This window comes from Pedobacter steynii, from assembly GCF_001721645.1.
Classification (GTDB): domain Bacteria; phylum Bacteroidota; class Bacteroidia; order Sphingobacteriales; family Sphingobacteriaceae; genus Pedobacter; species Pedobacter steynii_A.
Window position 1 is genome coordinate 4308386 of the sequence record NZ_CP017141.1, and the last position, 12773, is coordinate 4321158.

General features: G+C 43.4%; 13 protein-coding genes and 5 tRNA genes. 9 read left to right on the forward strand and 9 right to left on the reverse strand.

Annotated elements, in window-relative coordinates:
• Positions 1 to 73 precede the first annotated feature (73 nt).
• The 8 genes from BFS30_RS17790 (at position 74) to BFS30_RS17825 (ending at position 3893) form a co-directional block, all read left to right on the forward strand.
• A tRNA-Ser gene (locus BFS30_RS17790) sits at positions 74 to 160 on the forward strand.
• Between the two features lie 84 nt (positions 161 to 244).
• Positions 245 to 318: transfer RNA gene (locus BFS30_RS17795), tRNA-Pro, on the forward strand.
• Between the two features lie 56 nt (positions 319 to 374).
• A tRNA-Pro gene (locus BFS30_RS17800) sits at positions 375 to 448 on the forward strand.
• Between the two features lie 56 nt (positions 449 to 504).
• Positions 505 to 578 (forward strand) — tRNA-Pro (locus BFS30_RS17805).
• Between the two features lie 57 nt (positions 579 to 635).
• Positions 636 to 709, forward strand: a tRNA-Pro gene (locus tag BFS30_RS17810).
• Positions 710 to 1062: 353 nt separating this feature from the next.
• Complete coding sequence (locus tag BFS30_RS17815; RefSeq protein ID WP_069382507.1) at positions 1063 to 2214, forward strand: zinc-dependent alcohol dehydrogenase; 1152 nt, start codon at positions 1063 to 1065, stop codon at positions 2212 to 2214.
• Between the two features lie 2 nt (positions 2215 to 2216).
• A complete protein-coding gene (locus BFS30_RS17820; RefSeq protein ID WP_069380527.1) occupies positions 2217 to 2702 on the forward strand; it encodes a hypothetical protein in 486 nt (161 codons plus the stop codon).
• A gap of 24 nt (positions 2703 to 2726) precedes the next feature.
• The gene (locus tag BFS30_RS17825) at positions 2727 to 3893 is read left to right on the forward strand and encodes a Gfo/Idh/MocA family protein (RefSeq protein WP_069380528.1); all 1167 of its coding nucleotides are present in this window, start codon (positions 2727 to 2729) and stop codon (positions 3891 to 3893) included.
• A gap of 46 nt (positions 3894 to 3939) precedes the next feature.
• Here BFS30_RS17825 and BFS30_RS17830 read toward each other — a convergent pair whose 3' ends face one another.
• The 8 genes from BFS30_RS17830 to BFS30_RS17865 all read right to left on the reverse strand — a co-directional run bounded on the left by BFS30_RS17830 (position 3940) and on the right by BFS30_RS17865 (position 11464).
• The gene (locus BFS30_RS17830; protein ID WP_069380529.1) at positions 3940 to 5004 is read right to left on the reverse strand and encodes a zinc-dependent alcohol dehydrogenase; all 1065 of its coding nucleotides are present in this window, start codon (positions 5002 to 5004) and stop codon (positions 3940 to 3942) included.
• Entirely contained in the window at positions 5001 to 6086 is a 1086-nt protein-coding gene (locus BFS30_RS17835) for a lactonase family protein (RefSeq protein WP_069380530.1), read from the reverse strand. The genes BFS30_RS17830 and BFS30_RS17835 overlap by 4 nt, the downstream gene beginning before the upstream one ends.
• Before the next feature lies 1 nt (position 6087).
• Positions 6088 to 6846 carry an SDR family oxidoreductase gene (locus tag BFS30_RS17840; protein ID WP_069380531.1) on the reverse strand — a complete coding sequence of 253 codons (759 nt, stop codon included), beginning with the start codon at positions 6844 to 6846 and terminating at the stop codon, positions 6088 to 6090.
• 58 nt (positions 6847 to 6904) lie between these two features.
• Positions 6905 to 7114 (reverse strand): hypothetical protein, encoded by a 210-nt coding sequence (locus BFS30_RS17845; RefSeq protein WP_069380532.1) that lies wholly within the window; start codon positions 7112 to 7114, stop codon positions 6905 to 6907.
• A gap of 123 nt (positions 7115 to 7237) precedes the next feature.
• Complete coding sequence (locus BFS30_RS17850) at positions 7238 to 7960, reverse strand: DUF72 domain-containing protein (protein ID WP_069380533.1); 723 nt, start codon at positions 7958 to 7960, stop codon at positions 7238 to 7240.
• Positions 7961 to 7967: 7 nt separating this feature from the next.
• On the reverse strand, positions 7968 to 8468 hold the full coding sequence (locus tag BFS30_RS17855) for a CinA family protein (protein WP_069380534.1): 501 nt from the start codon (positions 8466 to 8468) through the stop codon (positions 7968 to 7970).
• Between the two features lie 17 nt (positions 8469 to 8485).
• Entirely contained in the window at positions 8486 to 9241 is a 756-nt protein-coding gene (locus BFS30_RS17860; protein WP_069380535.1) for an SDR family oxidoreductase, read from the reverse strand.
• A gap of 12 nt (positions 9242 to 9253) precedes the next feature.
• Positions 9254 to 11464: a hypothetical protein gene (locus BFS30_RS17865; RefSeq protein WP_069380536.1), complete on the reverse strand. Its 2211-nt coding sequence runs from the start codon at positions 11462 to 11464 to the stop codon at positions 9254 to 9256.
• Positions 11465 to 11764: 300 nt separating this feature from the next.
• Here BFS30_RS17865 and BFS30_RS17870 point away from each other — a divergent pair, with 300 nt between their 5' ends.
• Positions 11765 to 12187 (forward strand): response regulator, encoded by a 423-nt coding sequence (locus BFS30_RS17870; RefSeq protein ID WP_069380537.1) that lies wholly within the window; start codon positions 11765 to 11767, stop codon positions 12185 to 12187.
• Between the two features lie 182 nt (positions 12188 to 12369).
• Here the strand turns inward: BFS30_RS17870 and BFS30_RS17875 are convergent, their stop codons facing one another.
• Positions 12370 to 12609: a hypothetical protein gene (locus BFS30_RS17875; protein ID WP_069380538.1), complete on the reverse strand. Its 240-nt coding sequence runs from the start codon at positions 12607 to 12609 to the stop codon at positions 12370 to 12372.
• Positions 12610 to 12773 lie beyond the last annotated feature (164 nt).

Consider the following 12773-nt stretch of genomic DNA (forward strand, 5'->3'; position numbering starts at 1 on the left):
TTGGATCAATGGTTGAAGTTACTATATTTGCAATCCCGAAAAACAGGAGCGTTTTTTGAAAAAGAATTGAAAAGGAGAGGTGCCTGAGTGGCCGAAAGGAACAGTTTGCTAAACTGTCGTACTGGCAACGGTACCGCGGGTTCGAATCCCGCCCTCTCCGCTGAATTAATGTTTTGACAAAGGACCGGATTTTAATATCCTTACTTTGCAAACCCTTCGAAAAAGGGAAAAGAAGATACCAGTTCGGGGTGTAGCGTAGCCCGGTATCGCGCCTGCTTTGGGAGCAGGAGGTCGTAGGTTCGAATCCTGCCACCCCGACACAGATTACCCGAAAGGTAGTTTTATAATGACCAATAAAAAAGAAGATACCAGTTCGGGGTGTAGCGTAGCCCGGTATCGCGCCTGCTTTGGGAGCAGGAGGTCGTAGGTTCGAATCCTGCCACCCCGACACAAATTACCCGAAAGGTAGTTTTATAATGACCAATAAAAAAGAAGATACCAGTTCGGGGTGTAGCGTAGCCCGGTATCGCGCCTGCTTTGGGAGCAGGAGGTCGTAGGTTCGAATCCTGCCACCCCGACACAAATTGCCTGGAAAGGTGGTTTTATAATGGCCAGTAAAAAAGAAGATACCAGTTCGGGGTGTAGCGTAGCCCGGTATCGCGCCTGCTTTGGGAGCAGGAGGTCGTAGGTTCGAATCCTGCCACCCCGACAACAATTTAAAAACCCTCTAACTGTAAAAGTTTAGAGGGTTTTTTCGTTTTAGTCATATCAAAGAAAAGAATATCAAGGTTTTTATGCCCTATTCTACACCCTCTTTTTTTCTTGTATCATTGTCCTGATAGAAAATGTAAAGTCAAGCTTAGCGCTCAAGGTATTCCCAAATCCTCGTTTTCTGTTATTTGGATCCGCCGTCTGATGGAACGCCCATTTCGTATAAGACGCAATTGATACGGTAATTACCTGTTTATGCATTCCCTTAAACAAATTAAGACCCCACAGGTTAATGGTGTGTTATTTAATCTGATCATGCTGGTTTTCAGGCTGATCATAAATCTTATGCTTATGCTAGCCATGAATTATCGGGGTCCTTATAGGGTCAGAACGACACAGAAACCAATGCCGGAAATTTTACATCCTGAAGATGCAATTATTAGGGTCACCCGTACCTGTATTTGCGGATCGGATTTGCACTTGTATCATGGCATGGTTCCAGATACGCGCGTAGGTTCCACTTTTGGTCACGAGTTTACAGGTATAGTGGAAGAAGTTGGCCCCCTGGTTCAGCATCTTAAAGTTGGTGATCAGGTATTGGTTCCTTTCAATATTGCCTGTGGCAGATGTAATTTTTGTAAGCAGGGTTTATTTGGCAACTGCCATGAGTCAAATCCTATGGCTACAGCTGTTGGCGGTATCTTTGGTTATTCTCACACTGCCGGCGGATTTGACGGGGGGCAGGCGGAATACGTCCGGGTTCCCTATGCCGATGTAGGTCCTACTGTTATACCCGCCGACATGGATCCGGATGACGCGGTTTTATTGACAGACGTCGTACCAACCGGATACCAGGCGGCCGAAATGGGTGGCATTAAGCAAGGAGATACGGTTGTCATTTTTGGTGCTGGTCCAATCGGGATCATGGCAGCAAGGTGCGCCTGGTTCTTCGGTCCTTCAAGGGTAATCATTATTGATCATATAGACTACAGGCTCGAATTTGCGAAGAATTATGCCAAATGTGAGGCCTATAATTTCAAAGACATGGAAGACCCTGTGGTGTTTTTAAAGAAAACCACAGACTGGTATGGAGCTGATGTTTGTATTGATTGTGTCGGATGTGAGGCCGAAGGAAATACATTGCAGACATTTACCGGCCGTGTCATGCTGATGCAGGCCGGGGCAGGTACAGCATTGCAATGGGCGATCAATTCGGTAAAAAAAGGCGGTATTGTTTCCATCGTCGGTGTTTATGGTCCACCATTTAACCTGATACCTATTGGTAATGTGGTGAATAAAGGAATTACCATCCGTGCAAATCAGGCATCAGTTAAGAGGCTGTTGCCGAAATTAATCGATCATGTCCAATCCGGACGACTGGACCCCAAGGGGCTGATCACACATCGCGTCCCTCTGGAAGAGGTTGCAGATGCGTACCGGTTGTTTTCGTCAAAACTGGACAATTGTATAAAAGCTGTATTGATCCCATCTTCAAAACCTTAATTATGGAACGTAATAATTTAGATTATAAAAATATACCAGGATGGGGCATGGATGCTGATCCGGAAAATGAACCTACTTATCCGATGAAAAATTATACGGGTGATGACCACAATAGAATCAACTACGAGCATGCAGATCAGCAGCCGGTTGATGTCGAAGTCCTGATGTCTAATGAACGGCCGGCTATGCCCCGGGTGTTTGGGACTTCTGTGCCGCCCTCCGGACTTAGCGGTGCCATTCGCAGGTACGCCTTCAAACATAGTGAAGACCGTTACCGTCACTGGATCCCATTGATTCTTGCGGACCGGGTCAACATGGTGGAAGGGCTAATAGAAGACATCAGCAGGGGATATCTGCCTAATATTGCGGCTGAGCGGGGCTGGAAAGTAGAATGGAAGTATAACCCAAAAGGCATCGCCACAAAGCTAGCTGCGGTGGCCGCTGTCGGATTGATTGTGTTTCTGAATTATAAGTCGAAAAAGAAATAAAAACCTACTGTTAGTGATTAGATTATGAAAACATATAATATTGGAATTATCGGTTATGGCGGATTTGGTAAATTTCTCCACCATTGGTGGGATAAACTTGAAGGAGTTAAGGTACTGGCCATCTCGGATATGAGCCTCGATGATGACCTGGAAGGTGATGTAAAGCAATACAAAAAGTGGCAGGATTTAATTGAACATGAGGAAATTGATATCGTAAGTGTCGCTACGCCACCCGCCTTTCATGTTGAGATTGCCTGTGAGGCAATGCTTCACAACAAACATGTTCTATTGGAGAAACCGATTGCCTTGACAAATGAAGGTGCTGAACGGATATTGCGAATTCAAAAAGAAACGGGCAAGGTGGTGACGGTAGACCATATGATCAGATATAATCCGGTTATTCAGGCGTTTATCGCTTTAGGTAAGGAAAAAGCTTTTGGTGAACTGCGGCATGTAGAGGTGAGTAATTACGCACAGGATGAATTGCTGCCGGCTCGGCACTGGTTTTGGAATAAAACGCTTTCTGGTGGTATATTTATTGAACACGGTGTGCATTTTTTTGATATCGTTAATGCTTTGACTGATCAGGAAGTGAGCAAGGTTTATGGCTGTTCGCATTACCGGAATGAAAGACAGGAAGACCAGGTGTCTGCTACGGTGCTATTTAATGGCGGACTGATAGCCAGCCATTACCATTCGTTTTCAGGCCCAGGATTTTTTGAACAAACCAGTTTGAGATTGGTATACGATCTGGCAAAGGTGGAGATCGAAGGATGGATGCCGATGAAGGGCAGCATTAAGGCTCTGGTAAATGAACAGACGAAGGAAATGTTAACACTCCTTCCGGGATTTAAACTGGGAGAAGTGGTTCCCGTTGACGCGCTTACCGATGTTTCCCGTCCGGAAGGATGGGGAAGCTCATCTGATGAAAAAAATAATGGTGTTTTTTGTGCCGGTATCGAATATGATGTAAAGGAGGTGATAACAGGAACATTTGAAATTCCACAGCCAAAATCTGTTGTCTATGGCACTTGTCTCCAGCATATTTTAATCGATCTGATCGGAAAAGTGGAAAACCCGGCTCAACAATTGGGCATATCAGCCGAAGATGCGTACAAGGCTTTACAGATAGCTGTGCTTGCAACTGATGATGCTACAATGAGATCAACAACTCAGGCAGAGAAAGTATAGCTACAAGCGATCCGGGACCCAGAAGTTATACTTTCTGGCTAGCCCGTTAATGAATCAGTGCGACAAACAGGGCCCCGGTTTCCGATTTCGCATTAGCTGTCTCAAAAGCCTCGTTAATTTGTGCAAGCGGAAAACTGTGGGTAATCATTTTTCTGGCATTGAGTTTACCTTTTTCAAGTAAGTCCAGGCAGATCTTAATCTCAGGGTCAATGTTCCAGAAGGCATAACTGGCACTAAAAACCAATTGGAGCTGGCTCAGCTGAAGCTGTTGCCAGTTGAGTTCAATCGGCATTTTTCCTTTATCGAATCCTCCTACGATAACTACCTTACCTCCAATTCTGGTAACTGTTGTGGCGAGTTCCAATGTTTGCTGCATGTGTTCTCCTCCAACACACTCAAAGGTAATATCGGCACCCCGGCCTTTAGTAAGCTCCATAACGCGGCTGTAGACATCTTCTTTTTCACTATTAATTACTGCTACCGCACCAAGGTCGGTCGCCATGTCAAGCGAAGAATCTACCACATCTACGACAATTACATCCGCGCCAGAAAGTTTAGCAAGCTGAAGCTGACCAATACCTATTGGTCCGGCACCCACGATAACTATCTGATCATTTATTTTTAAGCCACTTTGCTGCAAGGCATGTAGGCAAACAGCAAAAGTATCCAGAACGGTTGCTTCTTCAAAACTTACGTTTTCTGGTAACACATAGAATTTGTTGGCCGGGCCTATAATGTATTCTGCGAAAGCCCGGGAAACAGTTTCCATACGGACTTTATAAAGATTTGGACAAAGATTATATTGCTGAATTCGGCACCATTCACAATCGCCGTCTCCAAGTAAGGTCTCGATCACAACCCGGTCGCCTGGCTTTACATTTGTCACTTCACTGCCTACTTCTACTACCTCCCCGGCCAGTTCATGTCCCATGATTTTACATTCCAATTCGGGTTCATGCTTTTTCCAATGGCGAAGATCCGTTCCACAAATACCAGATACTCTCACACGGGCCAAAACCCAATCCTCTGCCGGAATTTTAACCCGCTCCACTTGTTTTACCTCAAATTTACCTTCCGCGGTTTTTAAAGCTGCGGTCATTACTTCTTTCATAATATCTGATTTTTAGTACTGTTAATTCGATTGTTTACAGTTTTAACACATGTCGGTGCAGGAATATGAAGTTGATTTGGCGTGAGTTCCAAGGAGCCGTTATGCTGAATTTTAAAGATGACAACATTGTCACTCTGCTCATTGGCCGCAAGCAGTAAGCCGCATTGTTCACAGATCAGTATACTCCGAGGACTTAATCCAGCTGTACTTATGCGCTGGCGGAATTGCAATTTACCGGTCAACGGTTTAATCTTAAATACAACAATTTCATTAGCATCTCCACGGTTGGATGCGTAAAGAAAACGTCCGGTAACATCTACCTGAACATCTCCTCCTTCAATCTTCCCCGAATAGCCTGAGGGATTAATTGCTATCTGCTGTAACCAATTGTTATCCGGCTCAGCCATATCGAATACGAATAGTTCAGCACTGAGTTCGGTGATCAGGTAAAGCCATCGCCCATCCGGACTAAAGGTAAGGTGTCGTGGGCCACAACCGGAAGGAAGTTTTATGTAGGAATGCAGGTTGGCCTGTAGCGGAAGAGGATCTTCCGGTTGATATAAAAATCGATACAGATGATCAGTTCCCAGATCGCTGCAATATAAAAAACGTTCGTCTCTAGATAGCAAGGCAGCATGAAGGTGCGGTTGTTCCTGGCGTTTAGGATCAGGGCCATTTCCGATGAACTTAAATTGCTGAACTACTCCTCCGGTGATTCCGTCTGCCGGCAGCTGCACCACGGTAAGGCTTCCACTTTCGTAATTAGCAATAAAGGCGTGCCGTCCTGCGTCATCAGTACTGATGAAGCAGGATCCTGCAGCCTCAAAGGGAATGGAACTGAGCAGTGTGGCTTCTCCATCATTTAGTTGGAGCTCATAAATACTAATTTTGCCTGCCGATCCCTCTTTGTCTTCACTTATGGCATATAGGAGTGGAGCTTGGGGAGCTATCCAAATGTAGGATGGATTCTCAATACCTGATATACCGCCTGTTGGTTTAAATGTTTGATCCGACCCACACCAATCGTAAAGATGAATTCCTCTGTTCGTAGCTTCCCGATAACTTCCAACTATCAGTTGCATATTATATGATTTGTAAATGTGGCCTGATCTGCATATTCACAACATCACAACGCTCATGCTGTGCCAAACAAAATGTTACAGCCATCGCAATGTCTTCGGTACGGAGCATCTCGAGGTTCTGTACCTGTTCTTCTTTTTCCGGTCCACTGTCAGGTTGCATGTCGGTATCTACGGCTCCAGGTTCAATCAGCGTCACTTTGATGCCTTTACAATTAACTTCTTTTCTCAGCGTTTCAGAAAATCCCTGTATAGCGGATTTGGTTGCTACGTAAACTGAGCTGCCTACTTCACGGACATCAGCACTCATGGAGCCTATGTTGATAATATGGCCACTGCCTGCAGCTTCCATTCTTTTTATCGCCTGATGGGCACAAGCAAGATAGGCTGTGAGGTTGGTACGAATAATATAATCCCAATCCTGGTAACTTCCTTCAGTAACACTTCCATAACCCAATGCTGCATTGTTAATGAGAATGTCAATTCCTCCAAGTTGCCGGTCAGTCGTCTCAAATAAATTTATAATATCATCGGCGTCTGCAAGATCGGCAACTAAACCTTCACAAGAGCCGGAACCTCCCTGGGCAATTGCAGCTGTAATTGTTTCGTCAATCTGCGGCTGGTTACGTCCGCAAATCATACACCGAGCCCCCAAGGCAACCAGTAATATGACAACTTCGCGACCGATACCAGTGGTTCCCCCGGTAACCAGTACTTTTTTTCCGGATATTCTCTTTGTCCAGTAATCATTCAGGTTCTTCATAAGCTTAAATTTTGCGTTTAATTTTGTTTTGATGTGGCTCGCTACACATATCCGACATCTAGGGCGTAATCAGCTTTTCGCGTTCATCCTCATCCTCTGTTCTGTCGTTACCCAGATCCGGCTTTGGTGATTTATCGGCAGTAGTCCGATTTTTCTGTTGCTGGTCATTCAAATTTTCTTCGGCTGGTAATTCCTCACTACTTCTATGGTCTGTACTGCTTCGGAATTTTGGAATAGGATCGGGCTTAGGTTTTTTTTGATTTTTCATACGATATATATTTAGTCAATCGGTTGTGGTCATCAACAGTCTTTAGGGGGTATGTGTTTACTTTAACTCCATTTCAGGTACTATTAATGAAGTTAATAGGTATTTACCCTGCGAACGATGTGATCAAGGTGCTATTTGACCTATCAAACTTTCCGCATTCTGAGGTGCAAAACCCTTCGCGTCATTGTTAAAGTAGATATAAATACGTTTTACGTGCTTCTGTTCTTGTATTTTGTGCAACAGGCGACTGAGTTCTATATTTGAGTATCCAGAAGCATAAAGTTGCTCGTTACCATGCATTCTGTAATACAAGTGGTCTGTATTGCCGATAAGTTCAGGGGGGAAATCCGGATGGCTCATTCCGCAAAAAGCTATATCTTTTTCTCCAAGTTTGCGAATCGCTTCGTCATTCCACCAGCTGGCGTGCCTAAATTCTACAACATTTTCGAATGTGGGGTCTACGTTGTCCATAATTCGGCGAAGGTGGTCTTCTGTATAAGAAAAGTTGGGTGGAAACTGGAACAAGACGCTGCCTAATTTTTCCTGTAAACCTTCCCGGACCAAATGGTAAAAATCAGAAACCATCGGTATGGTGTTGTTTAATTTTTTGAAATGGGTTATTGATCTGGGCACTTTGACGGAAAAGATAAAATCGTCTGGAGATTGCTGGTACCATTCCCTAAGTGTTGAAAGCTTAGGGAAACGGTAAAATGTCACATTGAGCTCTAATGTTTTGAAATGCCTGCAATAAAACTCAAACCACTTTTTTGCCGGGAGATCTGCCGGATAGAAGCCTCCTTTCCAATGTTTGTAATGAAATCCCGAACAGCCTATGATAAATTGCATATCGCCTTTACACTGAATGTTTTAGATACTGATGCAGGCGTTGGGCAAGGAACTCGACTGTTTGACTGACAATTTTTTCCGGGCTGCCCTGGAAAAGTACCCGTTCACTGAACATCAGTTCATTTGTTTTAATGCCATACAGAAACATTGTGCCGACTGGCTTTTCGGTAGTCTCGCTACCACCTGGCGCAATCAGGCCAGTACAGCCAATGTGAATATCTGCTGGAATGAGTCTCTGCAAACCGGCAGTGATTAGACAGGTTACAATCTCTGACTCTGGAGTAAAAACTTTAAGTTGTTCCCTGGGTACGTTTAGCAAACTGCACTTCAAATCGGCATCGTAACAAACAATCGAACCCTTTAGAAATTTGCCTGCATTTGGTATCAGTGCGAATTCGGCGGAGATGCGACCAGCGGTCGCACTTTCTGCAAATGCAATGCTCAGCTGCTGTTCGATCAACAGGTTACCACAGGCGGTTAAATCGGCGTTTTCAATGTCTTCTTTCATAAGTATGGAGTTTTGTATTAGACGGATTGGACTGAACTCTGATTATCAGGTAAGGAAATCGCAGTGTGAGGTTGAGAAAGACAATGCATCACGGTCATGGCGATGTCGTCGGCTTTCAGAATCTCCATTGCAGCCATTTTTTTACGCAACTTCACATCACCATCCATAATCATGTCTGAATCGACAATACCGGGGTCAATAAGGCTGACTTTCAAGCCGTGCTCGTTTACTTCTTTCCTTATATGCTTATTAAACCCCCGGATTCCGGCCATGGCGGCAACATAAACTGCATTTCCTTTCGCTTGCACATCTGCATCTATGGGACCAATGTTCACAATATGGCCTCGCTGATGGCTTTTCATCCGTTTTATCGCTTCATTACAGCAGGCGATGTATCCCAATAAATTGTTGTTAATAATATATTGCCATTCTTCGTAGGTTCCCTCCATTTTACTTTCGAAAGGTGTATGGAAGTTATTGATTAAAATATCTAAACCTCCAAACATGCAGTCCACCATATAAAATATACGATCGAGGTCTTTTTTATTGGCGACATCAGCGAGCATGCTAAAGCATTCTGTTTCAGTTTCCAAATCGCCAATAGCCATCATAGTCTTATCAATGGACCGCTGATGGCGGCCAAAGATCATAATTCTCGCACCTTGGGAGGCAAGTAATATTGCCATCGCCCGGCCGATGCCTGTGGTACCGTCCGTAATCAGTATCCGTTTCCCTTTAACGGGTACAGGTATATAGTTATTAGATATTTTCATAGTCAGGTATGGTTAGTTGCTGTGTAACATAATTGTAATTATGCTGCCTCCAGGAATGCTATATTCTAAGTTTCCAAGGGGGGCAGGTTTAGCTTTTAATGGTTCTTTTTGGCCCTTAACCTGAATATTGAATTCTGGGATTTTCTTTTTTGCTGTTTTTATAAGCATCAACCTGCAGTTTAGCCGGTCATCTCCAAGAACTTTGAATTGGATGTTTTTTCCCTTAACAGCGCTAAAGCCTGAGGTCGGATAATCGGTGTAAATCAGAAAGGGTAGCCCGGGGATTTGCAAATAGTGTCGTGGGAGAATGCCAAAGACGTTTCCCGCACCATAAACTTCCTGACCGACTGTTCCTGATTTCAGCCATCCGTCCTGTAAGTCTTCCAGTGCAATCCAGAGCCTGGGATCGATTTCTCCCATTTTGGGGTTTTCTTCCAGCATGTCTTTTGGGAGCATAGTGGGGTAATAATATACAGCCCGGTCTATTAGAAAACGAATGAACTCTGCAACGAGCAATTTTACAGAAGGTAGAATATCGACTCCCTCGGCGTGTTTCAGGTAGTCATGAAAAGCACAAAAAACTTCCTGTTCTTCATAAACAGCTGTATATGGAGCATCGTTGAGTGGATAAAGGAAAAAGAATTTCGGGAAGTTTTTTCCATATCCGTAATTACAGTCCCAAAGTTGTACATTCCTGAATATCGCGGCTAAGCACAAATAGCTGAGTTCGAGATACAACTCTTTCCCCGTAATTTTATATAACCTAAGTAAGGCTCCGGAGGCAAAAGCAGTATTATTAGCCTGGTAGAAGATTTCAAAGCCATGGCCACTTAATGATTTGGCTGCTTTTTCTGCTTCGTTCAGGTAACGTTTTTCTTTAGTCAGTTCCCAGGCCTGGAGCATAACATGAGCATATATGCCTGCAACATCTTTTTCACCGCCTTTTCCTTCAGCAGTTTCTGCTTTAATAACCTCCAGCGTATCCATTTTATAGAATACAGGCCACTGGTATTTAAAATGACGGGCTACTTTTATTGCAAAATCAAGTGAATCCAGAAACAGTTGTTTGGCGATTTTGTCTCCCTTTATAGCCAGTCTGGAGAGGTTAAGGAGGGGATGGTGCAAATACCACGAATCCATGACCTTTGGGACTTTCTGTTCTTCTTCGCCTTTAAGTTTATCTTCTGCTGCCGGAAGCCAGCGCATGATGGTCTTTAATTTTTCATCATAAAAGGCTGGTAAACCTTCTTTTATAGTATTCATGACTTCCAGCTTTTTTTTGCTCCATTCAACGTAGTCCACCAGTGGTAGCAAGACTGCCAGTTGTACCATGATTTCCGGTGGTGTCTCATAGTCGCTAACATAGGCATTGAAGTATTTGTGTCCACCCACCTGAGACCAGCAGCCAGGGCTTTCTATTAAATCTTTTAACCCCTTATCCAGAATATCCGGCCATGGCTGGTATTCCGTCTCAGGTTTGGGTAAGAGCAGATAAATTCTTGCCAATAGATCAAGATATAGACGGCTTAGTATAGATTCTTTATCGGGATTTTCATCACTAAAAGCAATCAAAGCATCTGACAGAATCACCTCTTTACCAGTCTGCAGTGGCTTTTTGGAAGGTGGTAGAGAGAAGCCTAGTTCGGGCCATTCCCCGCCAACGGTATCACCCAGGGAAGTTTCTGTCTGTTGGCAGTAATCTGATAATGCGGTTAGGTTTTGGAGATAGAGCAGACTGGCAGATTTCGGTTTGGTTTGACTGAGGTAGAGGAACCCAGTCCTTGTGCCAAACTGGCTGGCATGAATTTTTCCTTCTGTTTGTTCAGGGTTATCATTTTTTCCGTTAAACAGAATGTCTCTTGGCCAGCCAGGAATCATCATGTCTTTTGCCGGAGTCAGACGGGTAGTATACCGGAGTACCGGCGATTGCTCAGTCTGGTCTATTATGATGTCGATTCTTTGCTGGCCTATGGGTGTTGATATATCCAGTGCGATTCCCTGACCCAGCGCTTCTGTTTTCGTAAACTCCAAGTCAGCTCCTGGGCTGTAGGCTCCGCGGAAGGCGACATTTCCGCCACCAGGCATTTCGGTTTGGATCCATACAGAATCCGAGGTAACAATCACTTTAAAATTAAATTGGTCTGCTGTATGCTCAAAGACTGTGGATGAACTATTTGCCAATTCGGTGCTCGCTACGACCGCCCATGGTGACAGTGCATTCATATTATTCTAATTTAAACAGGTTCTTGAGGTAGATACGCTGCTATAACATCCCGCCTAAAACTTAGTTTTTACATTGGAAAAGATCAGTAGTTTTCCTATTGTATGCGTGAAATACGGTATGCGGAACTTATCAGCTCCTGACAAAATAGTCATACTGAGCTTGCAAACAATATGGTTACAATATCTTAAGCTTAGTAAGCGGCACGCTGTTAAAACGGGTAGAAAGCACTGGATAATCGGGTAGTATACAGCATGGTAGTGCTCGCTCATTTGGGTAATTTTATCAATCAATTTATTGCTATGAACGAACATCAGATTTATTACAGATCAGTAAAACCGAGCAGGAAAAAAATCTTTTTGATTGAAGATGATTTTGAGTTAGCTGATTTCATGCGCCTTTTTTTTGAAAACATTCGTGTCAGTTATCAGATAATAAATAGGACGGATGATGTTTTGCCGTTAATCGCAGGATTTAAACCCGATTTGGTAATTTTAGATTATTTGTTACCTGAAATTAATGGTGGCGAGTTATGTGCCCAGATAAAGAAAAATTCATCTACCAGTTCTCTACCAGTTTTAATCTATTCAGCATATCCGAAAGTGTTATGTTCCCTCGGGGATTATGGGTGTGATGCTTTTCTTGCTAAACCATTTGATTTAACCGAACTAGAAAAAATAATCCAAAACTTGGCTGGAACAACGCTTTCATTGGAGGCCGATTAAGATTATTTATGTTTAATTGGGAACGGAGTAAATAATGAGTGTAGTTAAATAAAGCAATACATCTATCTAGGCTAAACCAGTACACGGTTCATTTATAATGACCTTGTTTTTGAGAATTGGGGCGATCATTTTAAGGCTGCTATTTCACGAGGCAAAGAAATAACCGACTGATTTTTGGTTAATTATTGTTTAGGGTGTTTACCCGATTCTTGTATAGCTCTTTGTTCTGTAGTATTGGTCGTGTCAGTTCCTGTTCCATTGTCTCCCGAACGACCGCTTACATTAGTTATGGTATCGGAACCAACAGTGTCTTTGTTTTTTACAGTATTTGTATCTGTTTGCTGAGTTGATCGCTCTTCTGGTGAGGCACAAGCAATTAGCGACGATGTAGCTAATAGAAAAAGAGTGTGTTTTAATTTCATCTTGCTTTTATTTTAGTTTGAAGTTATTGTTACAACAGCTCGAGGATTTAAGTGTTTCAGCTAACATCCAGTTCAAGTATTTAACGCATCAAAAAAACAGGTAGGTCCTGGGAGTACGCAGACTACAATGAGTTTATAAAAAAGGTGGATCAAGCTAAAGTTCT

Coding starts and splice junctions, on each gene's coding strand:
- BFS30_RS17815 (WP_069382507.1), top strand. CDS start 1,063: ATGCTAGCCATGAATTATCGGGGTCCTTATAGGGTCAGAACGACACAG.
- BFS30_RS17820 (WP_069380527.1), top strand. CDS start 2,217: ATGGAACGTAATAATTTAGATTATAAAAATATACCAGGATGGGGCATG.
- BFS30_RS17825 (WP_069380528.1), top strand. CDS start 2,727: ATGAAAACATATAATATTGGAATTATCGGTTATGGCGGATTTGGTAAA.
- BFS30_RS17830 (WP_069380529.1), bottom strand. CDS start 5,004: ATGAAAGAAGTAATGACCGCAGCTTTAAAAACCGCGGAAGGTAAATTT.
- BFS30_RS17835 (WP_069380530.1), bottom strand. CDS start 6,086: ATGCAACTGATAGTTGGAAGTTATCGGGAAGCTACGAACAGAGGAATT.
- BFS30_RS17840 (WP_069380531.1), bottom strand. CDS start 6,846: ATGAAGAACCTGAATGATTACTGGACAAAGAGAATATCCGGAAAAAAA.
- BFS30_RS17845 (WP_069380532.1), bottom strand. CDS start 7,114: ATGAAAAATCAAAAAAAACCTAAGCCCGATCCTATTCCAAAATTCCGA.
- BFS30_RS17850 (WP_069380533.1), bottom strand. CDS start 7,960: ATGCAATTTATCATAGGCTGTTCGGGATTTCATTACAAACATTGGAAA.
- BFS30_RS17855 (WP_069380534.1), bottom strand. CDS start 8,468: ATGAAAGAAGACATTGAAAACGCCGATTTAACCGCCTGTGGTAACCTG.
- BFS30_RS17860 (WP_069380535.1), bottom strand. CDS start 9,241: ATGAAAATATCTAATAACTATATACCTGTACCCGTTAAAGGGAAACGG.
- BFS30_RS17865 (WP_069380536.1), bottom strand. CDS start 11,464: ATGAATGCACTGTCACCATGGGCGGTCGTAGCGAGCACCGAATTGGCA.
- BFS30_RS17870 (WP_069380537.1), top strand. CDS start 11,765: ATGAACGAACATCAGATTTATTACAGATCAGTAAAACCGAGCAGGAAA.
- BFS30_RS17875 (WP_069380538.1), bottom strand. CDS start 12,609: ATGAAATTAAAACACACTCTTTTTCTATTAGCTACATCGTCGCTAATT.